This window comes from Streptosporangiales bacterium (assembly GCA_009379955.1).
Taxonomy (GTDB): Bacteria; Actinomycetota; Actinomycetes; order Streptosporangiales; family WHST01; genus WHST01.
Genome location: WHST01000019.1, coordinates 13,879 through 35,961, shown reverse-complemented (window position 1 = coordinate 35,961; position 22,083 = coordinate 13,879). Strand labels below are relative to the sequence as shown.

At 72.3% G+C, this 22,083-nt stretch carries 22 protein-coding genes and 1 pseudogene; 15 read left to right on the top strand and 8 right to left on the bottom strand.

Annotated features, from left to right (window positions below; all coding sequences use genetic code 11):
- Positions 1-16: 16 nt before the first annotated feature.
- The 3 genes from GEV10_08340 to GEV10_08330 are packed head-to-tail and all read right to left on the bottom strand — an operon-like array spanning position 17 to position 2,239.
- Positions 17-790: an SDR family NAD(P)-dependent oxidoreductase gene (locus tag GEV10_08340; GenBank protein ID MQA78473.1), complete on the bottom strand. Its 774-nt coding sequence runs from the start codon at positions 788-790 to the stop codon at positions 17-19.
- Positions 783-1,991 carry an AMP-binding protein gene (locus GEV10_08335; GenBank protein ID MQA78472.1) on the bottom strand — a complete coding sequence of 403 codons (1,209 nt, stop codon included), beginning with the start codon at positions 1,989-1,991 and terminating at the stop codon, positions 783-785. Before GEV10_08335 ends, GEV10_08340 begins: the two co-directional genes overlap by 8 nt.
- On the bottom strand, positions 1,988-2,239 hold the full coding sequence (locus tag GEV10_08330) for an acyl carrier protein (GenBank protein MQA78471.1): 252 nt from the start codon (positions 2,237-2,239) through the stop codon (positions 1,988-1,990). The genes GEV10_08335 and GEV10_08330 overlap by 4 nt, the downstream gene beginning before the upstream one ends.
- Positions 2,240-2,386: 147 nt before the next feature.
- Between GEV10_08330 and GEV10_08325 the strand changes: the two genes are divergently transcribed.
- Together GEV10_08325 and pseI are read left to right on the top strand one after the other, a co-directional pair.
- Positions 2,387-2,911 carry a GNAT family N-acetyltransferase gene (locus GEV10_08325; protein MQA78470.1) on the top strand — a complete coding sequence of 175 codons (525 nt, stop codon included), beginning with the start codon at positions 2,387-2,389 and terminating at the stop codon, positions 2,909-2,911.
- Positions 2,908-3,963 (top strand): pseudaminic acid synthase, encoded by a 1,056-nt coding sequence (gene pseI, locus GEV10_08320; GenBank protein MQA78469.1) that lies wholly within the window; start codon positions 2,908-2,910, stop codon positions 3,961-3,963. Before GEV10_08325 ends, pseI begins: the two co-directional genes overlap by 4 nt.
- Here pseI and GEV10_08315 read toward each other — a convergent pair.
- Positions 3,960-4,400, bottom strand: coding sequence for a hypothetical protein (locus GEV10_08315; GenBank protein MQA78468.1), 441 nt, complete (start codon positions 4,398-4,400; stop codon positions 3,960-3,962). The two genes, pseI and GEV10_08315, sit on opposite strands and share 4 nt — an antisense overlap.
- 247 nt (positions 4,401-4,647) lie before the next feature.
- Here GEV10_08315 and uxaC point away from each other — a divergent pair, with 247 nt between their 5' ends.
- Positions 4,648-6,063 carry a glucuronate isomerase gene (uxaC, locus tag GEV10_08310; protein MQA78467.1) on the top strand — a complete coding sequence of 472 codons (1,416 nt, stop codon included), beginning with the start codon at positions 4,648-4,650 and terminating at the stop codon, positions 6,061-6,063.
- Positions 6,064-6,240: 177 nt separating this feature from the next.
- Here the strand turns inward: uxaC and GEV10_08305 are convergent, their stop codons facing one another.
- On the bottom strand, positions 6,241-7,254 hold the full coding sequence (locus GEV10_08305) for a spore coat protein (GenBank protein ID MQA78466.1): 1,014 nt from the start codon (positions 7,252-7,254) through the stop codon (positions 6,241-6,243).
- Positions 7,251-7,982, bottom strand: coding sequence for an NTP transferase domain-containing protein (locus tag GEV10_08300; protein MQA78465.1), 732 nt, complete (start codon positions 7,980-7,982; stop codon positions 7,251-7,253). Before GEV10_08300 ends, GEV10_08305 begins: the two co-directional genes overlap by 4 nt.
- A 135-nt stretch (positions 7,983-8,117) precedes the next feature.
- Here GEV10_08300 and pseB point away from each other — a divergent pair, with 135 nt between their 5' ends.
- From pseB to GEV10_08240, 12 genes and pseudogenes are all read left to right on the top strand, one after another.
- Positions 8,118-9,107 (top strand): UDP-N-acetylglucosamine 4,6-dehydratase (inverting), encoded by a 990-nt coding sequence (gene pseB / locus GEV10_08295; GenBank protein MQA78464.1) that lies wholly within the window; start codon positions 8,118-8,120, stop codon positions 9,105-9,107.
- Between the two features lie 10 nt (positions 9,108-9,117).
- Positions 9,118-10,242: a UDP-4-amino-4,6-dideoxy-N-acetyl-beta-L-altrosamine transaminase gene (locus GEV10_08290; GenBank protein ID MQA78463.1), complete on the top strand. Its 1,125-nt coding sequence runs from the start codon at positions 9,118-9,120 to the stop codon at positions 10,240-10,242.
- A gap of 106 nt (positions 10,243-10,348) precedes the next feature.
- Positions 10,349-11,158: pseudogene (locus GEV10_08285) on the top strand (hypothetical protein).
- Between the two features lie 227 nt (positions 11,159-11,385).
- Positions 11,386-13,050 carry a hypothetical protein gene (locus GEV10_08280; GenBank protein ID MQA78462.1) on the top strand — a complete coding sequence of 555 codons (1,665 nt, stop codon included), beginning with the start codon at positions 11,386-11,388 and terminating at the stop codon, positions 13,048-13,050.
- A complete protein-coding gene (locus GEV10_08275) occupies positions 13,050-14,258 on the top strand; it encodes a hypothetical protein (protein ID MQA78461.1) in 1,209 nt (402 codons plus the stop codon). The genes GEV10_08280 and GEV10_08275 overlap by 1 nt, the downstream gene beginning before the upstream one ends.
- Positions 14,255-15,328 (top strand): hypothetical protein, encoded by a 1,074-nt coding sequence (locus GEV10_08270; GenBank protein MQA78460.1) that lies wholly within the window; start codon positions 14,255-14,257, stop codon positions 15,326-15,328. Before GEV10_08275 ends, GEV10_08270 begins: the two co-directional genes overlap by 4 nt.
- Before the next feature lie 77 nt (positions 15,329-15,405).
- Positions 15,406-15,606 (top strand): hypothetical protein, encoded by a 201-nt coding sequence (locus GEV10_08265; GenBank protein ID MQA78459.1) that lies wholly within the window; start codon positions 15,406-15,408, stop codon positions 15,604-15,606.
- 97 nt (positions 15,607-15,703) lie between these two features.
- Positions 15,704-17,188 carry a flotillin family protein gene (locus GEV10_08260; protein ID MQA78458.1) on the top strand — a complete coding sequence of 495 codons (1,485 nt, stop codon included), beginning with the start codon at positions 15,704-15,706 and terminating at the stop codon, positions 17,186-17,188.
- Positions 17,188-17,688 carry a low molecular weight phosphotyrosine protein phosphatase gene (locus GEV10_08255; GenBank protein ID MQA78457.1) on the top strand — a complete coding sequence of 167 codons (501 nt, stop codon included), beginning with the start codon at positions 17,188-17,190 and terminating at the stop codon, positions 17,686-17,688. Before GEV10_08260 ends, GEV10_08255 begins: the two co-directional genes overlap by 1 nt.
- Before the next feature lie 55 nt (positions 17,689-17,743).
- Positions 17,744-18,241 (top strand): carbonic anhydrase, encoded by a 498-nt coding sequence (locus GEV10_08250; protein MQA78456.1) that lies wholly within the window; start codon positions 17,744-17,746, stop codon positions 18,239-18,241.
- A 35-nt stretch (positions 18,242-18,276) separates the two neighbouring features.
- Positions 18,277-19,122 (top strand): phosphotransferase, encoded by an 846-nt coding sequence (locus tag GEV10_08245; protein MQA78455.1) that lies wholly within the window; start codon positions 18,277-18,279, stop codon positions 19,120-19,122.
- 25 nt (positions 19,123-19,147) lie between these two features.
- On the top strand, positions 19,148-19,537 hold the full coding sequence (locus GEV10_08240; protein MQA78454.1) for a phage holin family protein: 390 nt from the start codon (positions 19,148-19,150) through the stop codon (positions 19,535-19,537).
- 30 nt (positions 19,538-19,567) lie between these two features.
- Here the strand turns inward: GEV10_08240 and GEV10_08235 are convergent, their stop codons facing one another.
- Positions 19,568-20,755 carry a hypothetical protein gene (locus GEV10_08235; protein ID MQA78453.1) on the bottom strand — a complete coding sequence of 396 codons (1,188 nt, stop codon included), beginning with the start codon at positions 20,753-20,755 and terminating at the stop codon, positions 19,568-19,570.
- Positions 20,715-22,061, bottom strand: coding sequence for an MFS transporter (locus GEV10_08230; GenBank protein ID MQA78452.1), 1,347 nt, complete (start codon positions 22,059-22,061; stop codon positions 20,715-20,717). Before GEV10_08230 ends, GEV10_08235 begins: the two co-directional genes overlap by 41 nt.
- Positions 22,062-22,083 lie beyond the last annotated feature (22 nt).

The window sequence follows — 22,083 nt, the reverse complement described above, 5'->3', positions numbered from 1 at the left end:
ACCGGACGAGGTTCGGTCAGATGCTGGCGCCTCCGTCGGTCGTCAGCACCTGCCCGTGCACATTCGTGTGCTCGAGCAAGAGCATGCGGACGAGTGGCACCACCTCGTCCGGCTCGGTCAGGTGACCTGTCGGCGTGCGCCTGACGATCTGGTCGAGCTGCGTCTGACCCAACACCGCCGACATGTCCGAGGCGAAGAACCCGGGTGCCACACAGTTCACCAGCATCCGCCCGCGCAGCTCTCTGGCCAGCGCACGCGTCGCCGCCTCCATCCCGCCCTTGGTCGCCGCGTACGTGACGAGGCCGGGGAAGCCGCGCTGGGCGCAGATCGACGTGACGTTGACGACGCGCCCGCGCCGGCCCTTGGCGAGGAGCCGCCGGACGACGAGCCGGGTGAGCAGCAGCGGCGCCGTCAGGTTCGTCTCCACGATCCGCGCGATCGCGTCCGGCGAGGTGTGCACGTGCAGGGAGTCCTGGCCGATCGCCGCGTTGTTGACCAGACCGTCGACGGGTCCGAGCTCCGTCTCGACACGGCGGACGAACGCGGTCGCGGCCGCCGCGTCGGTCACGTCGACCGACTGCACGAGGAGGTGCTCAGGGCGTTCCTTCGCCAGCACCTCGAGCTCGGGGGTGACGGTACGCGCGAACGCCGCCACGCGCGCGCCGCGGTCGAGCAGGTCCGTCACGATCGCGAGGCCGAGGCCGCGCGACCCGCCGGACACCAGGACGACGGACGCCGGCGGGACGGACGTGCCCTCGCCGACCGGCTCGGGCGCGTGAGTCTCAGACATCGCTCTTCAACGTCTCCTTCACCGGGATGTCCGCCAGCCGCGTCAGCCGGCGCGGCACGCCGTACTCGGGCAACCGCTCCGCCGCCCACCTGGTCAGCTCCGCGTCGCCGATCGCGTCGTCGGCCACGATGTCCGCAACGACCACGTGCCCGACGATCGGCGCCCTGCGCGCCCTGACCCGCGCCCACGTGACACCGGGGTGCGCGTGCAACACGTCGCGGACGGCGCCGGCGGAGATCTTCGCCCCGCCCACGTTGATCTCGTCGCTGCCGAGGCGTCCGGTGACCAGCACACGGTCGTCCGTCAGCTCCACGCGGTCTCCCGTGCGAACGGCGCCGTCGAGCGTCGCGCCGTGGTGGGGGGAGGCGACGACCAGCTCGTCGTCGCGGACCGAGAGCACCGGGCGGCCGGGCGACTCGCGGTCGAGCCACGACCGCGGGAACCCGGCGCGGCCGTCGTGTACGACGATCGCCGCGCCGACCTCGCTCGAGGCGTAGATCCAGCTGATCCGCGCGGCGGGGAACGTCTCGCGCAGCCGGTCGAGGATCGCCTGGTCGACCGGCTCGCCGCCGAGTGTCACCTGCTCCAGCGGGACCTTCGCGACGTCGTCGCCGCTGCGCAGGAGCGCCTGCCGCCAGAACGTCGGCGTGCCGGAGACCGCCGTGACGCCGTGTGCCAGCGCGTCGGACGGCCACGCGTCGAGCCGGTCCGGTGACACCGTGACGAGGTCCTGCCCCGGCTGGGTGAGGCCGAGCGTGACGAGCTGCCACCAGGCGTACGTGCCCGGCGAGTACGGGCAGAGCCACACCCGCGGCGGCTGCACACCGGAGACGGTGGTGAGGCTCGCCAGGGTGTGGCCGATCCGCTTGGGCCGACCCGTGCTGCCGCTGGTGAGGATCCAGACCCGGTCGTCGTCGGCGGGCCTTCGGCGGGACGAGGGGATCGTGGCGTCGTCGGTCACCAGGCGGAAGCCGTCGCCGAGCAGCTCGGCCCGCAGGTCCGCGTCGACCCGGCCGGGCGCGGCGACGAGCAGCTCGCCGCCGTGCTCGGCGTGGTCGCGTACGGCTGCCAGCGCCGTACGGGAGTCGCCGGTGAGCACGGCGACGGGAGACCCGGCGCCGCGCGGTCCGGGCAGCTCGCGCCACGTCGACGGCTCCCCGTCGACGACGACGCGGTTGCCCTCGCCCTGGGCCCGAGTCACGCCACCTGCAGCTTCTGCAGGAAGTCGAGGACGTCGCCGACGGTCGCGATGCTGCGCAGGCCCGGGGCGTCGAAGTTGAGCTCGGCACCCGTCTCGTCCTCGACCCGCAGTGCGAGCTCGGAGAAGTCCAGCGAACGGAAGCCGACGGCCCGCAGGTCGGCGGACTCGTCCTCGGGAAGGGTCGCGCCCTTCGCCGACAGCACCTCGGCCATCAGCTCGCGGATCCGCTCCCGGTCGAGCTGCGTCATCGTCCCTCGTTCCCGCTCGGTGTCTTCCCGTCGTCCGTGCGGACGCTAGCCAGGGCCCACGTCGCGAAGGTGAACGTCGTTCGACCACCGTGTGAACTGGCCCGTGCACGGTCTCGACGGTCGCGGAACGCTGGCATCCTCGTACGCGTGCTACGTGACGCGACCGAGGCAGACCTCGCGGACATCCGCCGCTGGCGCAACCACGAGCAGGTCAGATCGGTGAGCCTGACGTCCCACGAGATCAGCGCCGACGAGCACCTGCGGTGGTGGCAGCGGGCGGCCGCCGACCCGTCGCGACGGGTGCTCGTCTACGAGCGCGACGGCGTACCGAGCGGCGTCGTGAACTTCTTCGACCACGACACCGCCGACCGTTCGGCCGGCTGGGGGTTCTTCCTCGACAGCGACGGCCTCGACGGTCGCGGCGAGACCCTGCCGGCGTGGATCGAGGTGCAGCGCGAGGCGCTCGACTACGCGTTCGGCCCGCTCGACGTCGACGTGCTCACCGGCGAGGTGCTCGAGGACAACACCGTCGTCCGGCGGATGAACCGGCGCTTCGGCTTCACCGAGGGCGAGCCTCGCACGCACACCGTCGACGGCCGGACGGTCCGCGTCCTCCCCCTACGTCTGCACCGCGACGAGCGCAGGGCCCGTACCGCACTGGAGTCGCGATGAGCTCACCCTCGATCCCGTTCGGCAAGTCCGAGATCGGGCCCGACCACCCGCCCGTGATCGTCGCGGAGATCTCCGGCAACCACGACGGCGACCTCGAGCGCGCGCTCGACATCGTCCGGGCGGCGGCCGAAGCCGGCGCGCAGGCGGTGAAGCTGCAGACCTACACGGCCGACACGATCACCGTCGACGTCGATGCTCCGCACTTCCGGCTGTCGGACGACCACGAGCTCTGGGGCGGCCGCAACCTGTACCGCCTCTACCAGGAGGCGCACACGCCGTGGGAGTGGCACGAGCCCGTCTTCGCGCTCGCGCGCGACCTCGGCCTCGTCGCGTTCTCGTCGCCGTTCGACCCGACCGCCGTCGACTTCCTCGAGGACCTCGACGTGCCGGCGTACAAGCTGGCGTCGTCGGAGATCGTAGACCTGCCGCTGGTGCGCCGGATGGCCGCGACGGGCAAGCCGCTGCTCATCTCCACGGGCATGGCGTCGATGGCGGAGATCGACGCGGCCGTCCGCACCGCGCGCGCCGAGGGCAACGACCAGCTCGTCGTGCTCGCCTGCACCGCGTCGTACCCGGCGTCGCCCGAGCACAGCAACCTGCGCCGCCTGCCCGTTCTCGCGGACGCCTTCGGCGTGCACGCCGGCCTCTCCGACCACACGCTCGGCATCGGCGCGGCCGTCGCCTCGGTCGCGCTCGGCGCGACGCTGATCGAGAAGCACGTCACGCTGCTGCGCGCGAAGGGCGGCGTCGACTCGGCGTTCTCCCTCGAGCCCGAGGAGCTCGCGGCACTGCGCCGCGAGAGCGAGACGGCCTGGCGCGCCCTCGGCCGTCCCGTCATCGGGCCGACCGCGTCCGAGGCCGAGGGCCTGCGCTTCCGGCGCTCGCTGTTCGTCGTCGAGGACGTCCGCGCGGGCGACCGGGTCACCGCCGGCAACGTCCGGTCGATCCGCCCCGCCGGCGGCCTGCCGCCCGACGCGTTCGACACGGTGGTCGGCCGTACGTTCACCCGCGACGCGGCGAAGGGCACGCCGCTGACCTGGGATCTCGTCTAGGGCACATCATCGGCACGACGGTCGTGCCCCAGCGGGGATCCCTGCTGAAGCAGGCGTGACCTGGCCTTGTACGCAGCGAACCACGCCCCACCCGTGGCCACGAGCCTGATGGCGTTCACTCGATACCACGTCTGCAGCAGCATCGCTCGCTCGTCGCCGGTCACTGAACGCGTGCCGAAGAACAGTCTCAGGTTGACGGCCCTTACGAGATATGCGCCCAGCGCGCCCCCGACGATCGAGCACGTGGCGGCGGTGAGGAGCCAGCGACGGCCACTCCGGTCGTCCCAGCCGGTCACCACTGCGGCGAGAACGGCCGGTGACGTGGCCGGCGCCGCTGCGGCGTAGTAGCGAACGGGGCTGCCCGCCCCGAGCGGTGACACCACTGACCCACTGCGGCGGGGTGAGCCGTGCGCCGCCAGCCGGTCGGGAACCTTCACCACGGCTTCGTAGAGATTCCCGAAGAACCACTGGGCATGGCCGAGCTGAGCCAACCCCAGTAGCCCGGCAGTGACACGGCGGCGTCGAGACGCCACGCCGCACGCGAGATCTCCTCCAGCCATACAGCCAGCTTGCCAGAGACCTCGACGACAACGGGCCTGTCGTTGGTGCGGCCGGGTGGGCTGCTGGTAGACCTTGTCCGCGACGGCCGTGGATCGACCGTCCAGCAGGGACCGAGGGGGCGTGATGGAGCTGAGGTCGCATCCGGACCGGCTCCTCCCCGCCGACCCCCGGGTCAGGTCGGTCGCGTCGCGGCTCCACGCGAGCGTGGCGGACCTGCCGCTCGTGTCGCCGCACGGGCACGTCGACCCCGCTGTGCTCGCCGACGACGTCCCGTTCGCCGATCCCGCCACGCTCCTCGTCACCGTCGACCACTACGTCACGCGGCTGCTGCACGCGCACGGGGTGCCGCTGTGGCGGCTCGGCCTGCGCAGCGCGCGGCACGACGATCCGCCCCCGGCGGCGCCGCGCGAGGTGTGGCGCACGTTCTGCGAGCACTGGCCCGTCTTCGCGGGCACGCCGACGCGCACCTGGCTCGAGGCAGAGCTCACCGAGCTGTTCGGCGTCACGATGCGACCGTCCGCGCAGACGGCGGACGCGCTCTTCGACCAGCTCTGCGCCCGCCTGGCCGAGCCCGCGTACCGGCCGCGCGCGCTGTACGAACGGTTCGGGCTCGAGGTGCTCGCGACCACGGACGACCCCGTCGACGACCTCGACGCCCACCGGCGCCTCGCCGACGACCCCGGCTTCCGCGGCCGCGTGGTGCCGACGTTCCGTCCCGACCACTACGTCCACCCGGACCGGCCGGGCTGGACCGGCGACCTGGCCCGGCTGGCCGAGGCGGCGGACGTCGACACCGGCACCCTCGCGGGACTGGTCGCCGCGCTGGAGGTCCGCCGCGCGTACTTCTCGGAACACGGGGCGACGGCGACCGACCACAGCCCGCCCGACGCCGGCTCGCACCCGCTCACGACCGGCGAGGCGGAACGCGTCTACGCGGCCGCCCGCGCCGGCGAGGCGATCGACGCGGAGCTGACCGCGTTGCGGCAGCACCTGCTGTTCGAGCTGGCCAGGATGTCCTGCGACGACGGCCTCGTCATGCAGTTGCACCCGGGCGTGCTGCGCAGCCACCACCGTCCGACGCTGGAGGCGTACGGACCCGACACCGGGCACGACATCCCGGTGGCCACGGAGCTCACCCGCGCGCTGCGGCCGCTGCTCGAACGCTTCGGCACGCACCCGAACCTCCGCCTCGTCGTGTTCACCGTCGACGAGGACGTCTGGTCACGCGAGCTCGCGCCGCTGGCCGGGTTCTACCCCGCCGTCTACGCGGGGGTGCCGTGGTGGTTCCTCGACACTCCCGACGCGATCTCGCGGTTCCGGCGGGCGGTGACCGACACGACCGGCTTCCACAAGACGTCGGGGTTCGTCGACGACACCCGCGCGTTCTGCTCCATCCCGGCCAGGCACGACATGGCCAGGCGCCTCGACTGCGGCTACCTGGCCGGCCTCGTGGCCGAGCACCGCCTCGACGAGGACGAGGCCATCGACCTGGCCCGGGACCTCGCGTACGACCTCCCCCGCCGCGTCTTCCGCCTCTGACCGCTGGGGACCCCGGCTGGGGTCCCGAGCACCGCGGGGGACCCCAGCGGGGGTGGGCACCACAACCGGGGACCCCGGCGGGGGTGGGCACCACAACCGGGGACCCCGGCGGGGGTGGGCACCACAACCGGGGACCCCAGCGGGGGTCAGGACCACGATTGGGGACCCCAGCGGGGGTCAGGGGAGCAGGGCGAGGAGGGTGTCGGCGACGCGGGTGCGGCCGCGGCCGTCGACGAGGTCGCGGCCCTTGCGGCGCAGGGCGGCGCGTTCGTCCCGATCGGTCAGGAGCCTGGTGAGCGTGCGGGCCGCGGCGGACGGGTCGGCGTCGACGTCGGCGAGAGCACCGAGACCCGCGACGGCACCGGTCGCGACGGTGCGGTCGTAGCCGACGACCTGGTTGTCGGCGACGCGCACCAGGGCGGCCGCCGCGCCCAGGCAGAGCAGCTCCCAGATCGACGTGCCCGACGCGGCGAGCACGAGGTCGGCACCGACGACGAGCGCCGCGATGCGGTCGGTGGGGGCGATCACCTCGACCTGCTGGCCAGCGGCGAGCGGCACCTCGCCCACGCGCCGTACGAGGTCGTCGCGCGACGCCACGACGGTCGCGTCGAAGGGGCGCCCCGCGGCGGCGAGCGCCCTTACGAGCACCGGCGCGGCGCCGAACGCGTCGGTGCCGCCGAAGAACGCGAGCACCCGAGGCGTCCCCGTCTCGCCGGACGCGTCGGGCGACGCGGGGCCTGCCCCGATCACCTCGGACCTGAGCATCGCGAAGCGCAGTCCGGCGAGCCGGACCGCGCCATCGGGCACCGCAGGGTCGTCGTCCTCCGCGCCGAGGTTCTGGTCGACGTACACGTCGGCCACGTGGCCGCGCAGGTCGCCGTCGACGATCGCGAGGACCGGCAGCCCCGCTGCCCGCAGCTCGCCCGAGACCTCGGCCGGGAGCAGGTAGGAGTCGAGCACCACCGCCGACGGCGCGCACGCGAGCACGCCGTCGACGTACGTCGTCTCCGGCGCCACGACCGCGAATCCGCGACGCTCCACCTGCGCCCGCGCCCACGGCACGCCGGCGAGGTCGGCGACGAAGACCGGAGTCGCCCCGCGGGCGGCGAGCTCCTCCGCCAGTGCGAGGCACCGCATGACGTGGCCGATGCCGATCGCGGGTCCCGCGTCGCAGCAGAACGCGACCCTCATCCGGCCTCCAGGACCTTCTGCTCGATGTGCGCGTTGAGCGCCACGACGTCGGGACGCGACCGCAGGAACGGCACCAGCTCGGGCAGCGACGCCGTGCGGTCGCCGAGCTCCGCGACGACCGCCTCGAGCAGGCTCAGGTCGTCCGCCGTGTCGAGGGTCACCCGCAGGTCGGACGCGTCGGGTCGCAGCGTGAGGCCGAGGAGCCGGTACCTGTCCGGCTGGGTGTAGACCGCCGACGTCACGTGGGTGCGGTGGTGCGCGGTCGCCGTCGCGTCGATGTCCCTGAGCGTCTCGCCGCGGACGACCTCGACGTCCATGCCACGCGGGACGCACCGCGGCATCGCCGTGCTGACGTAGTCGAGCCACGGCGCCGCGCGCCACGCGCCCACGGCCGCCGCGACGAGCGACGGGTCGAGCAGCGGGCAGTCCGCCGTGAACCGTGCGATCGCATCGGGCTCCCACCGCTTCGTCGCGTGCAGGAACCTGCTGAGCACGTCGTCGACCGGCCCGCGGTACACCTCGACGCCGAGCTCGGCGCACTCCGCGACCACCGCGTCGTCGCCGTCCTCCGTCGTCGTCGCGACGACGAGCTCGTCGACGCTGTCCGACTCGCGTACGGCCCTGACCACCCAGCCGAGCACGCTGCGCCCCGCCAGCGGCAGCAGCACCTTGCCGGGCAGCCGGGTCGAGCCCGTCCGCGCCTGCAGCACACCGACGACCGTGCTCATCCGATTCCTCGCACTCGCCTTGTCACTTTCTGTACCCCTTCGAGTTCATGTTCAGGACACCTACGCTCCATAGCGTTCGCGCGGACCCAGTCACTACGAGCGCGCCATCGCGCGATCACCGGGAGGGTGCACGGCGTGTCTGTGCTCAACGGATCGGACGTTCTCGTCACCGGCGGGACGGGCTCGTTCGGCAAGACCTTCATTCGTCATCTGCTCGACCATCACGACCCTCGTCGTGTCGTCGTCATCTCTCGTGACGAGCTCAAACAATACGAGGCGCGCCAGCTGTTCGACGACGACCCGCGCCTTCGCTGGTTCATCGGCGACATTCGCGACCGCGAGCGGCTGGTGCGTGCGATGCACGGCGTCGAGTACGTCGTTCACGCTGCCGCACTCAAGCAGGTCGACACCGCCGAGTACAACCCCTTCGAGTACGTACGCACCAACGTGTCCGGCTCGCAGAACGTCGTCGAGGCCGCGATCGACAGCGGGGTGCAGAAGGTCGTCGCGCTGTCGACCGACAAGGCCTCGAGCCCCATCAACCTGTACGGCGCGACGAAGCTCGTCGCCGACAAGCTGTTCGTCTCGGCCAACCACTACGCCGCCAACCACCCGGCGCGGTTCGCCGTCGTCAGGTACGGCAACGTCATGGCCAGCCGCGGCTCGGTGATCCCGTTCTTCCGCAAGCTCGCGGAGCAGGGCAAGTCGTTGCCGATCACCGACAAGCGGATGACGAGGTTCTGGATCACGCTCGACCAGGCGGTGAAGTTCGTCGTCGACTCCTTCGACCTGATGGCCGGCGGCGAGCTGTACGTGCCACGCATCCCGAGCATGAAGGTCGTCGACCTCGCCCAGGCGATCGCCCCCGATGCGCCCATGCACGAGATCGGCGTGCGGCCCGGCGAGAAGCTGCACGAGGAGATGGTGTCGCCCGAGGAGGGCCGCCGCGCACTCCGGCTCGGCGACAGGTACGTGCTGCAGCCGACGATCGCGACGTGGGGCTACGAGCCGCCCGCCGACGGCGTGCCGGTCGGCGACGGGTTCGCGTACCGCTCGGACACCAACGACCTGTGGCTCGACGTCGACCAGATCCGCGAGATGCTGTCGACGAGCCTGGCTTCCTAGGGGGCGCCGCATGCTGCCGTACGGACGGCAATCCGTCGCCGCGGAGGACATCGCGGCGGTCACGAAGGTGCTGGCAGGCGACTGGCTCACCACCGGCCCCGCGGTGCGCTCGTTCGAAGAGCGTCTCTCGGAGTGGGCCGGCGGCGCCGACTGCGTCACCGTGACATCGGGCACGGCCGCGCTGCACGTGGCGTACGCGGCCTGCGGGATCGGTGCGGGCGACGAGATCGTCACGAGCCCGATGACGTTCGTGGCGACGGCGTCGTGCGCGATGATGCTCGGCGCCTCGGTCGCCTTCGCGGACGTCGACGACGACACGGCGTTGCTCGACCCTTCGGCGGCGAAGGCGGCGATGGGCTCGCGCACCCGTGCCGTGGTGGCGATCGACTATGCCGGCCAGCCCGCCGACTACGACGCGCTGCGTCACGTCGCCGACGCGGGCGGCGCCCTCCTCGTCGACGACGCCGCCCACGCGATCGGGTCGACGTACCGCGGCCGCGCCGTCGGATCGATCGCCGACGTGACGACGTTCTCGTTCTTCCCCACCAAGAACCTCACCACCGCCGAGGGCGGCGCGGTCGCCACGACCGACGGCGAGATCGCGAGACGGGCGAGGCGCTTCCGCACCATCGGCCTCGTCCGCGACCGCGAGGACATGCGTTACCCGGACGAGGGCGGCTGGCACCAGGAGGTGCACGAGCTCGGCCTGAACTACCGGCTGCCCGACGTGCTCTGCGCGCTCGGCGAGGCACAGCTAGGCCGGCTCGCCGCGTTCAAGGCGCGCCGCGCGGAGCTGGTGGCGCGGTACCGCGAGGCGCTCGCCGAGGTCGACGGCGTCCGGCTGCTCGGCGTGCGTGACGACGTCGACCCGGCCTGGCACCTGTTCCCCGTGCGCGTGCGGGACGGCCGCCGCCGCGAGGTGTACGACCGGATGCGCGCCGCCGGCATCGGCGTGCAGGTCAACTACGTCCCCGTCTACTGGCACCCGGCGTTCGAGGACCTCGGCTACCGCCGTGGGATGTGCCCGAACGCCGAGGCGTTCTACGCCGAGGAGCTGTCGCTGCCGCTGTTCCCCGACCTCACCGACGCGGACCAGGACCGGGTCGTCGACGCCCTCCTGGCAGCCCTGCGATGAGCGCAGGAGCTGAGGAGAGAGCCGTAGGACGCCGTCGCGGCACCTGCCGGAGGCGAGCGACGATGCGGGCGCGTGAACCGATGAGACAAGCCACGGGTTGAACACCGTGCACCACACCAACCACTACTACGGCCACGCGCACCTGATGGCCAGGTACGCGGGCCTCACCGACTGGCGCCGTCCGCCACGGATCTGGGGCTACCTGCAGCACGGCTGGAACGTCCACCACGGCTTCGACCCGACCGCCGAGCTCGTTCCCGGCGTGCCGAAGCTCGTGTGGTCGGACGGTCCCCGCGAGGTCGGCCGGGCGCTCGGCATCGACGGTTACGACGTCGTCGGCGCGCCGTGGGGCTACCTGCTCCGACTCGAGCCCGACCTCGGCGGCACCGAGCGCGCGGGCACGATCTACTACCCGTTCCACGGCTGGGAGAGGCAGCCGGTCGTCGGCGACCACGCCGCGCTCGCCGCGACCGTACGCGCGCGGGAGACCGGCCCCGTCACGGTCTGCCTGTACTGGCTGGAGTACCAGGACCGCGCGGTGCGGCGGTCGTACGAGCGCACCGGCTTCCGCGTCATCACGCACGGACCGCGCGGCGGACGCAGGCGCGGCACCGACCTGCGGTTCCTGCACCGCCAGCTCGCCGAGCTGCGCCGCCACCGCCGGGTCGCGTCGAACCGACTGAGCACGGCCGTGCTGTACGGCGCGTCGGTCGGCTGCGAGGTCGGTGTCTACGGCGACCCGATGCGGCTCGTCGACGACGCCATCGTCCCCGGTGGCGCGGACCGCATCAGGCGCGAGTGGCCCGAGCTGCACGCGCACGCCGTCCCGCAGGCCATCGCGGAGAAGGTCGCGCGGGAGGAGCTCGGCCTCGACCGGCTGCGCGGTCCCGCGGAGATCGTCGACGCGTTCGGCTGGCAGGCGTCGCGGATCGGCGACCGCGGCCAGGGGGACACCCCCGCCGCCGACGAGTCGGCGACGGTCGCCGAGCTCCGGGCACAGGTGCGGTGGCTCGACGGGGTCGTCCAGGAGCGCGACCTCGAGCTGCGGCGCACCAGGGAGTCGGCCAGCTACCGGCTCGGCAACGCGATCGTCCGTCCGCTCGGCGCGGCGCGCCGGCGGCTGCGGCACAGGGGAAGGCAGCGGTGAGACTTCAAGCCCAGACGGTCGAGTTCGACCGGTTCCGTGAGACCGCCGAGGTGTTCTGGCGCAACGCGGTCCAACCGGGCGGCGAACGCTGGATCCTCGTCGAGGCACTGCACCAGGACATTCGGGTGTCGCTGCGCAACCTCACCGTGGCCAACGCCCTGCGCCGGGTCTTCCCGGCGAAGCTCGCCGTCCTCACCGGCACCGACGAGGACTGGTACGCCGCACTGTGGAGCGACTTCGACGTCTCGAAGGTCGAGCAGCTCGCCCGGGCGTACGCCGCCGACGCGGTGATCGACATCCACGACCTCGTCGACACCAGGATCGCCGCCGGCGAGGCCGTCCCGTCCGAGCTGCACGTGGCGGGACGCCGGATCGACGTCGACGCCGCGCCGACGAGGATCGACCCGGAGCAGCTCGACCACATCGTCGACGCGACCGCGTGCCGCGTCCTGCGGGTGCCCCGCCTGTCGCCCGGTGACCTCGCCGGGGTCGCGCACGAGCGGGTACGCAGGCGCAGCGAGGAGTTCTCCCGCGTCTACGACGCGCTGTTCCACGCGCTGTCACCCGCCGCGCTCGTCACGAGCCACGTCGACTACAACCACTGGGGCCTCGCGGTCGAGTCGGCGATGCGGTCGTCCACGCCCGTCGTCCACGTGCAGAGCACCGGGTCGCTCAAGGCGTACGCCCTGTTCCCCGAGCACGCGACCGGCGCGCAGTCGTTCCGCGCCGAGCTGACGCTGCAGATCGGCGAGTACTTCGAGAAGCACCTGTGGGCCAACCGCGACCTGCTGCGCCGGCATGCCGAGCTGGTCGCCTGGCGGGCGAAGGGGAACCTCGGCCGTCCGTCGTGGTGGCGCGCGGGCAGCAGCGCGTCGATGGACATCGCCACCCCCACCGAGCGCGCCCAGCTGCGCCGGCACGCCGTCGACCGGCTCGGTCTCGACGCGCAGCGACCGGTCGTCGCGGTCTTCAACCACGCGGTGTCCGACGCGCTCGGCACCAACGTCGAGACGTTCGACGACCTCGCCGGCTGGTTCGAGGAGACCGCGGCGTACGCGCGCACCCGCACCGACGTCGGCTGGCTGTTCCTCGACCACCCGAGCCAGGCGCTCTACGACGTCACCGGCTTCTTCGAGGAGGTCGCCGACAGGTACGCGGACGCGCCGCACATGGTGTTCCGGCCGAGCCGCGCGCTGAGCAAGAACATCCTGTGGAGCATGGCCGACCTCGGCGTGACCGTCCGCGGGAGCGTCAGCAACGAGCTGCCGGCGTACGGGATCCCCGCGCTGCAGGCGGGCTGGTCGGAGTGGAGCGCGTGCGGACTGTCCGCGGTCGCCGCCGACCGCGATGACTACTGGGCCCTGCTCGACGGCTCCCTGTCCGGCCTCGCCCGCGGCGACCGGCTCGTCAGCGACGAGCAGGTCGAGCGTGCCCGGCTGTGGCATTGGTTCTACCGCAGCGGCAACGACGTCACGACGCCGCTCGTCCCGCACTGGGACGTCGGCGCGAGCGACCAGCTGCTGCGGGTCGTCCGCATCGCGATGACCGGGATGGAGAGCGACGGCGACCCCGTGTTCACCGCCACCCGCCGGATGTGGGAACGCCGCGAGCCGTTTCTCACCAGGTTCGACCTGACCCACCTCGAAGCGAGCGATCTCTGATGGGCACGCAACCGTTCGGCATGACGACCGCGTACGACCGGGTGGTCCCCGCGCTGCCGGTACCCGGCACGGTGACCAGCGGCGACCAGCCGGAGCTGCAGCTCGTGGACGGGCTGACGCGCGGCAGCGGCGTCGTCGGCAGGTTCGACGAGAGCCCGGGGCTCGTCGCGGTCAAGGTGGCGCCGACGGGCGGGCGGTTCCGCGTGACGGTCCGGCTCGCCGCCGACGGCGACACCGCCGCCTGGTGGGAACGCCGCGTCCCCGAGCACGTCTCGCCGCGACGGCCACACGGGCCACGCCTGCTCGCGATCCGTTCGCAGGGCCTGACGCGGGGCGCGGTGCTGCTGGCCCGACGCGTCGAGGACTTCCACCTGCGGGCCAGGACCGCGTTCGCCTTCGACCTGTCGGCGGACGAGCTGCCCGCCGACGGCTTCCTCGTCATCGAGGTATGCGACGTGGCCGCCGCGCTGCCGGCGTGGGCGGCCGAGCCGCTGACCGCGCACCCCGCCGTGGGCGTCCGGGTCGACGCCGTCGAGATCGCGGCGGCGGCCGAGGCACCGGGCCCGCTCGCGCAGGGCGGCTCGCTCGACGGCTCGGCCTGCGAGCGGCTCGGCCTGGTGGGCACCGGCGGCCTGCCCGGGCAGGGAACCGCGTCGATCCCGGTCCGCGCCGGCTTCCTCCTCGTTCGTCCGCCGGACGGCGTCGCCGCGACGCTCAGCTGGACCCTGCGCGCCACGTCGGCCGGGGAGTCACGCCCGGACCCGATCGCCGCGGAGCTCGGGCCCGTCCTGCCCAAGCGGAGTCCCGACGAGCCGCGGCTGTCGACCAGGGAGAAGGCGGTGGCCGTGGCGCGGCACGAGCTCGGCGTGCTGCGGGAGGACGTCCGCCTGCGGGCGCGGCACGTGACGGCGCGCGGGCTGCGCCGGGCCGCGCGTCCCGTCGACCGCGGACTCGCCCCGCTGATGTGCGACGACCTGCTCGCCCGCGGCCTGCTGACGGCGCGCCTCGCGCCGCTCGACGGGAGCGAGCCACCGGACTGCGAGGTGTCCGCGGCACCGGGTGGCCGGGTGGCCGTGACCTGCGCCAAACCACTCGCCGGACCCGCGGTGCTCGCGCTCACGGCGCGTACCGCCACGGGCGGCCCGCTGACCCGCGTGGGCGGCGGCCGGCTCCACTGGCACCTCGTGTCGACGAAGGTGCACCGGTGACGGCGGAGTACCGGCCGCGGCTCGACGGGACACCTCGCGACAACGCGGCGGAGCTGCGCCGCCTCCTCGCGACCGAGCGACCTGGACGGTTGCTGCTCCCCGCCGGACGCCACCTCGTCGCGGGCAACCTCGTCCTGCGCGACGGCTGGTCCCTGACCGGCGCGACCGACGCCGACGGCGCGGCACAGACGGCGCTCGTCCAGTTCGCCGCCGAGGAGCAGCCCTTCGTCCACGTCCTCGGCTCGCACACGACGGTCGCCGACCTCGTCCTCGACCTCCCCGACGCGCATCCGGGCATCCACGACGGAGACCGCTGGACGGCGCTGACCATCGGCAGGTATCTGTACCCGACCCGCCCGGCGTGGGTCGAGGACGTGACCGTCCGGGGCGTCCTCGTGTCCCGTGCCGGCCGGTGTCCCGCGAACAGCATCGCCGTGATGGGCGCGGTACGCCGGCTCGACCTCGGCGACGTCGAGGTGCGTGGCGGGGGCACGGGCGTCGCCGTGCACTGGGGCGCGGTCGGGACGGACGTCAGGGACCTGACCGGGCCGTCGTTCCACCCGCACCTGCTGACGATCCACGACCTGCTGGTCGCCGACGCGTACGAGGGCTTCTACCTCAGCTCGGTGCACGACGTGTCGGTGCTACGGACCCGGCTCGACGGCGTCGAGATCGGCTTCCGGCTGCTGCCGGGCGACAACACCGACCGGTTCCACGAGGCCGGGGACGGGGCCCGGGTCAGTTCGCGCATCGACGTCCACGACTGCGAGATCGGCTGGCGCGGCGACCTGTACGCGCTCCGCGTGGCAGGCTGGGGACGCAGCGAGATCGACCGGCGGGTGACCCGCCTCGACTACCGCGACCTCACGATCAGGGACGTCGTCGTCCGGCCGTGCCGCCCACTCGACGGCTCCGCGTGCGCGACCGGGGACCGGGTCGCTATCGTGATCGAGAACGTCGGTGCGGTCGCCTTCGAGCGGCTGCACCTCACGGGAGGCTCCGGCATCGTGCCGGTGCGGCTCGACGGTCGCGACGTCCCGCTCTCCGCCCTGACGGACACGAAGTCCTAACTTCGGCGAACGTCGGGACCTGTGGACGGCGGCGCTCCGCTACCGTTTGGCATCAGCAGTCCGTTGCGGAGGGATTCTTGGTCGGCAGGCAGGGCCGGGTCACCGGCAAGATCGCGTCCGGTCTTGTCGGCGAGGTGATGGTCGAGGTACGGGGCGGAGTCGAGGCGTTCTACGCCTACCCCATGGTCCCGGACGAGACGTTCGAGCTCGGTCAGATCGTGGTGGTCACCGACTATCACCCGCCGCGCACCGTCTACGTCGCGGCGGCGTACGGCTGACGGGTGCGCGTGCCGAGCAGCGCCACACGGAACGACCGATCGACCCACCCGCCCGGGGATCGCTGACCCGGTCGACGAAGGAGTGAGCACGTTGTTGATGACCTACGTCTACATCGCCATCGCGGTGGTGGTCGCGATCATCGTGATCGCGATCCTGTTCCGCCTGATCTGGAAGGTGGCGGAGCCCAACGAGGCCCTGATCATCTCCGGTCTCGGGGCACGCGGCGAGCGCAGCGGCACCGCCGAGAGCCTCGGCTTCAGGATCGTCACCGGCAAGGGCACGCTGGTCCTGCCGGGCTTCCAGACCGCACGCCGGCTGCTCCTCGACTCCCGGGCCGCGACCCTCGGCGTCGAGTGCGTGACCAAGCAGGGCATCCCGGTGCGCATCCGCGGTGTCATCATCTACAAGGTCGGCGACGACTTCGTCTCGATCGCGAACGCCGCCCGCCGGTTCCTCGACCAACAGAAGCAGGTCGACGAGACCATCCACGAGCTGTTCGCCGGTCATCTCCGCTCGATCATCGGCAACCTCACCGTCGAGGACCTCATCCTCAACCGCGAGCGCCTCACCTCCGAGATCCGCGGCTCGTCCGCCGACGAGATGAGCAAGCTCGGCCTCGTCGTCGACTCCCTGCAGATCCAGGAGATCGACGACCAGTCCGGCTACATCACCAACATGGGCAAGCCGCACGCCGCGGCGATCTCGGCGTCGGCGCGCATCGCCGAGGCGCAGCGCGACCAGGAGGCGACGAAGGCCGAGCAGATCGCCGCCGCCGAGAAGGCGTCGTGGATCAGGGACAGCCAGACCAAGCAGGCCTCCTACCAGGCCGAGGTCGACACGGCCGCCGCGACGGCACGGCAGGCGGGTCCGCTCTCCGAGGCAACCGCCAGGCAGGACGTCATCAGGGCCGAGACCGAGGCCGCGGAGCTCGCCGCCCTGCTCGCCGAGCAGAAGCTGCAGTCCGACGTCCGCAAGCCCGCGGACGCGAAGGCGTACGAGACCCGCACCCTGGCCGACGCCCAGCGCGACGCGCGCATCTCGTCCGCACAGGCCGAGGCGCGCGAGACCGAGCTGCGGGCCACCGCCGACGCGACCCGCGTACAGACCGCGGCCAACGCCTCTGCCGAGGCGACGAAGATGCGCGGCGACGCGGAGGCACACGCCACCCGGGCGACCGGCGAGGCCGAGGCGGCCGCGGCGCAGGCACGCGGTCTGGCCGACGCCGAGGCGGCCAAGGCGAAGGGCCTGGCCGAGGCGCAGGCGATCAAGGCGCGGGCCGACGCGCTGGCCGAGAACCAGGAGGCCGTCGTCGCGCAGCAGCTCGCCGAGCGGTGGCCCGAGATCGTCGCCGCCGGCGCGCAGGCGCTGGGCAACGTCGACCACATGGTCGTGCTCAACGGCGCCGACGGCATGTCCGAGATGCTCGCGAAGACCCTCACCCTGGGCGGCACGGGTCTCGGCCTGGCGAAGACGCTGCTCGGCAGCATGAAGGAGAACGGCACCTTGCCGTCCACCAACGGCAGCTCGGAGGCGACCGCGTCCGCGGTCGTCCAGCCGCACGAGGATACCCCCGCGAGCTGATGTCGGAGACCGACGGCGCGTCCACGCCCTTCCGGGTGTGCTTCGTCTGCACCGGCAACATCTGCCGATCGCCGATCGCCGAGGCCGTGTTCCGCTCCCACGTGGAGCGGGCCGGCCTCGGCGGTCGCGTCGCCGGCGACAGCGCGGGCACCGGCGGGTGGTACGCCGGTGAGCCGCCGGAGCCCGACGCGCTCGACGTCCTCGCCGCCCACGGCGTCGACGGTTCCTGGCTGCGCGCCAGGCAGTTCGACGTCGCCGAGCTGGCGACCCTCGACCTCGTCATCGCGCTCGACCGCGGGCACCACGGCATCCTGACCTCGCGTGCCGGCCCGCACGCCGGCAAGGTGCGGCTGCTGCGCGAGTTCGACCCCGGCGCCGACGGCCTCGACGTCCCCGACCCCTACCGCGGACCGCGCGAGGGCTTCGAGCACGTGTACCGGCTCGTCGAGGCAGCGATGCCCGGGCTGCTCGACCGCATCCGGGCCGACCTCGGCGGCTGAAGCGGGCGCGTTGCTGAGCTGACCACGGTCGGCCGGATCCGGCACAATGGGGACCGTGACGGCCACCGACGAACTGCTCGCCAGGGCCGAGCTCTTCCGCGAGTCCTTCGGCGGCGGCAACCTCCCGCGGCAGCCCGCCACAGGCGTCACCGTGGTCACCTGCATGGACTCGCGCATCGACCTGTTCCGCCTGCTCGGCATCGGCGAGGGCGACGCGCACGTCCTCCGCAACTCCGGCGGGATCGTGACCACCGACGTGCGCCGCAGCCTCGCCATCAGCCAGCGCCTCATGGGCACGACCGAGGTCGTCCTGATCCAGCACACCGACTGCGGCATGCTCACGTTCACCGACGCCGAGCTCGACGCGGCGCTCCGCAGCGAGACCGGGCGGGCACCCGACTGGTCCGGCGGCGCCTTCACCGACCTCGAGGTAAGCGTCCGGCAGTCGATCAACCAGCTGCGCGGCGACCCGTTCGTGCCGCACCGGCAGTCGATCCGCGGCTTCGTCTACGACGTCGACAAGGGCTCGCTGCGCGAGATCGACCCGGGTTAGCAGTGTCCGTTTCTCCCGCGGCACTCACCGAGCGCCTGCTCGGCCTTCAAGCGACCGACTGGCGGCCCGTCGGCGGCGGCTGCATCGGCGACGGGGCCCGGGTGACGCTCGACGACGGGCGCCGGGTCTTCGTGAAGACTATGCCCGACCCGCCGGACGGCATCTTCGCCGCCGAAGCGCGGGGTCTGCGCTGGCTCGGCGAGACCGACACCGTTGCCGTCCCCGCGGTCCTGGCCGCGGACCGCGAGGGGATCGTGCTCGACTGGGTCGAGCCGGGCCGGCCGAGCATCGAAGCGGCGAGGCGGCTCGGCCGCGAGCTCGCGGCACTGCACCTCACCGGCGCGCGGGCGTACGGCGCGCCGTGGTCGGGGTGGATCGGCAGCACGGCGATGGACAACGGTCCGGCGTCGAGCTGGCCGGAGTTCTACGCCGAGCGCCGGCTGCTGCCGACCGCCGCGCTCGCGCGCGACCGGGGCGGCCTCGACGCGTCCGACCTGCGGGCGGTCGAGCAGGTCGCCGCGTCCCTCGCCGACCTCGCGGGGCCTGCCGAGCCGCCGGCACGCCTGCACGGCGACCTCTGGGACGGCAACCTGCACTGGTCCGCCGACGGGAGGTGCCGGGTCATCGACCCGGCTGCCCACGGCGGGCACCGGGAGACCGACCTCGCGATGCTCGCGCTGTTCGGCGCGCCGCACCTCGACGCCCTGCTGCGCGCGTACGCCGAGGAGTCGTCGGACCGCGGCCGCCCCCTCGCCGACGGCTGGCACGACCGTGTGCCGTTGCATCAGCTCTGGCCCCTGCTGGTGCACGCGGCCCTGTTCGGCGGCGGGTACGGAGCCCGGGCGGGCGGCGCGGCGCGTGCCGCCCTTCGCCGCAGTTGACGCGGCCGGCTGGCACCATGGGCACGTGAGAGTGCTGCTGAAGTTCGTCGCCACGGCGATCGCGCTGTGGGCGGCCTGCCTGCTCCCCGGCATCGGTGTCGGCGAGGGCGACAACGCCCAGCGGATCGTCACGCTGATCGTCGTCGCCTGCGTGTTCGGCATCGTCAACGCCGTGATCAAGCCGATCATCAAGACGGTCGGCTGCCTGTTCTACGTGCTCACGCTCGGCCTGCTGACCTTCGTCGTCAACGGCGCGCTGCTCCTGCTGACCGCGTGGATCACCGGCAAACTCGGCCTCGGCTTCCACGTCGACGGCTTCTGGTGGGCCGTGCTCGGCGCGATCATCGTCAGCGTGGTCAGCTACCTGCTGAACCTCGCCATCCCCGACCGCGGGGACGACCGCGAGCGCGCCTGACGTCCCCGGGGGCCCGGGTACGGCTCGGCGTCAGGTCCCGGACGTGTCGAGCTTGCCGGTGAGCGTGAGCACGGCCTCGAGGAGGAAGTAGGTTCCCCAGACCAGCTCGTTCCTCGTGGCGAGGCCGATCCTGCGGTTGTAGCAGGCGTCGCCGACTATGCCGGCCGGTCGGCCGGGTTCACCCGGTCGACTGACGTGTCGGTCGACCACGGCGGTGACCATGTCGCGCGCTACCCGCTCGTACTCGCCGGCACGGTCGGCGTTGACGTCCCTCATCTTCAGCAACGACGCGGCGGCGATCGCGGTCGCCGACGTGTCGAGCAACGGCTGGTCCTCGTGGAGTGGCGCGTCGAAGTCCCAGTAGGCGACGCCGCCGGGAGGCAGGTGCTCGCACCACCAGTCGCAGACCCGCGTCGCATCGTCGGCGAAACGGGAGGGCTCGTATCGACACGCTTGGGCCAACCCCAGCATCGCCCAGGCCTGCGCACGAGCCCACGTGCTGTCGTCGCGCACGCCCTTGTGCGTATAGGTCTTGATCAGGTCGCCAGTGTCCTGGCCGAAGGTTGCCGACTGGACGACGGATCCGTCCGCTCGTACCAGGAACTCGACGTGGCGGGCGACATGCGAGCGGGCCTTCTGGCGCAGCGTGTCGTCGCCGGTGACGTCGGCCGCCCAGTACAGCAAGGCGCTTCCGCCGGGGACCCCGTCGATGTTCGTCTCGTTGGCGCCGACGCTGTGCGCCTCCTCGGCCGCGCTTCCCAGCGGGAGCAGACCCGCAGCGGTGTGGAAGCTGGACGCCAGAGCCGACGCGCCCTCCAGGGCGAGGTCACGGCTACGCTCGTGTCCGACCAGCCGGGCGCCGAGGGCGGCGCCGTACCAGAACAGAAAACCGCGGAAGAACGTGTCCGAGGTGACGCGGGGACGCAGCTTCTCGGTCCATCGTGCTGCCAACTCCGCGTCACCGGCTCCGGTCGCCGCCGCCAGCCACAGCTGGCCGACGAAGAAGCCACCGGTCCAGTCGCCGTCGGGTGAACAGGTCCACTCGCCACTGCTCATGTCGGCGAAGTGTGGGAAGCCCTCGGGGTCGGCCCTGGCGGTCTGCAGCCCGCGGCCGATGATCGCGTCGCCCGCAGCGGCCAGATCGAACTCCGTTGTCGTAGACACGTTCAGGTCTCCCTCAAGGATTGGACTGTCGCTGCTCTGCGGTGGCCTCGACATCGAACTTGCGGCCGCGGGTCTCCGGCGCCCACACGACCGAAGCGACGGTCACCACGCACATCGCGATGACCAGCGCGGCGACGGCGAGCCCGGTCGAGTACACCGCGAGCAGCGCCGTCGCGGCCAACGGGACGACCCCGCCGACGCTTGCGCCGAGCTCTCGCGCTCCGGCGACTCCGGTGTAGCGAACCCGGGGATGGAAGAGCTCGGAGAAGAACGCCGGCTGGCTTCCCGCCATGGCCGAGTATGCGAGCCCGCCGACGAGCACGATCGCCAACCAGATCAGCCACACGTTCCCGGTGTCCAACAGCAGGAAGTAGGGCACCATGACGACCGCGGCTGCCGCCGCTCCGCCGCCGTACACGAGACGGCGGCCGACGCGATCGGACAGCGAGCCGAACATCGGGATCGCGACGACCTGCACCGCAGCAGCGAGCAGCACACCGATGAGGCCCACGCTGCTGCTCATGTTCGCTTCCGACAGGTAGGTCAGGGTGAACGCCACCGGTATGTAGAGGACGGCGTTGTCCGCGAAACGCATCCCGAGCACCGCGAGGAAGCTCTTGGGCTGACTGCGCAGCACCTCGGCCAAGGGTGACCGAACGACCTTCTCTTCCTTCTGGACCTCGCGGAAGACCGGTGTCTCGCTGATACGCATCCGGATCCAGGCGCCGACGAGCAGGACCACGGAGCTGGCGAGGAACGGGATCCGCCATCCCCAGGACTCGAAGTCCTGCTCGGGGAGCAGGCCGACGAGCACGAAGACGCCGCTCGACGCGGCGAGCCCGATCGCGACCCCGATCTGCGGCCAACTGCCGAAGAAGCCACGACGGTGGGCCGGCGAGTACTCGACGGCCATGATGGCCGCTCCGGCGAACTCGGCTCCCGCCCCGAAGCCTTGCGCCATCCGGAGCAGGACCAGCAGGACAGGCGCCCAGATCCCGATCTGCGCATAGGTGGGAAGCAACCCGATCACCGTCGTCGTGACGCCCATGATGATCAGGGTGGTGATCAGGATCGTCTTGCGGCCGAGCCGATCGCCGAAGTGACCGAAGACTGCACCACCGATTGGGCGGACCGCGAAACCGACGGCGTACGTGGCGAACGCCGCCATGGTGCCGGCCAGGGAGCTCGTCGCCGGGAAGAACAACTGCCCGAAGACCAGGGCGGCCGCGGTTCCGTAGATGAAGAAGTCGTACCACTCGATGATGGTTCCGACCACGCTCGCAGTGATCACCGGCCGGATACGACGGATGTCGGAGTCTGTTGATGCTGGTATCTGGTGTTGCGCCGCGCTCGAGCTCATGGACCTCTCCGGTGAGGTAGGA

Excerpts from the sequence above, each read along its gene's own strand:
- GEV10_08340 (MQA78473.1), bottom strand. The coding sequence starts at position 790 with ATGTCTGAGACTCACGCGCCCGAGCCGGTCGGCGAGGGCACGTCCGTC.
- GEV10_08330 (MQA78471.1), bottom strand. The coding sequence starts at position 2,239 with ATGACGCAGCTCGACCGGGAGCGGATCCGCGAGCTGATGGCCGAGGTG.
- pseI (MQA78469.1), top strand. The coding sequence starts at position 2,908 with ATGAGCTCACCCTCGATCCCGTTCGGCAAGTCCGAGATCGGGCCCGAC.
- uxaC (MQA78467.1), top strand. The coding sequence starts at position 4,648 with ATGGAGCTGAGGTCGCATCCGGACCGGCTCCTCCCCGCCGACCCCCGG.
- GEV10_08305 (MQA78466.1), bottom strand. The coding sequence starts at position 7,254 with ATGAGGGTCGCGTTCTGCTGCGACGCGGGACCCGCGATCGGCATCGGC.
- GEV10_08300 (MQA78465.1), bottom strand. The coding sequence starts at position 7,982 with ATGAGCACGGTCGTCGGTGTGCTGCAGGCGCGGACGGGCTCGACCCGG.
- GEV10_08290 (MQA78463.1), top strand. The coding sequence starts at position 9,118 with ATGCTGCCGTACGGACGGCAATCCGTCGCCGCGGAGGACATCGCGGCG.
- GEV10_08275 (MQA78461.1), top strand. The coding sequence starts at position 13,050 with ATGGGCACGCAACCGTTCGGCATGACGACCGCGTACGACCGGGTGGTC.
- GEV10_08260 (MQA78458.1), top strand. The coding sequence starts at position 15,704 with ATGACCTACGTCTACATCGCCATCGCGGTGGTGGTCGCGATCATCGTG.
- GEV10_08255 (MQA78457.1), top strand. The coding sequence starts at position 17,188 with ATGTCGGAGACCGACGGCGCGTCCACGCCCTTCCGGGTGTGCTTCGTC.
- GEV10_08235 (MQA78453.1), bottom strand. The coding sequence starts at position 20,755 with ATGTCGAGGCCACCGCAGAGCAGCGACAGTCCAATCCTTGAGGGAGAC.
- GEV10_08230 (MQA78452.1), bottom strand. The coding sequence starts at position 22,061 with ATGAGCTCGAGCGCGGCGCAACACCAGATACCAGCATCAACAGACTCC.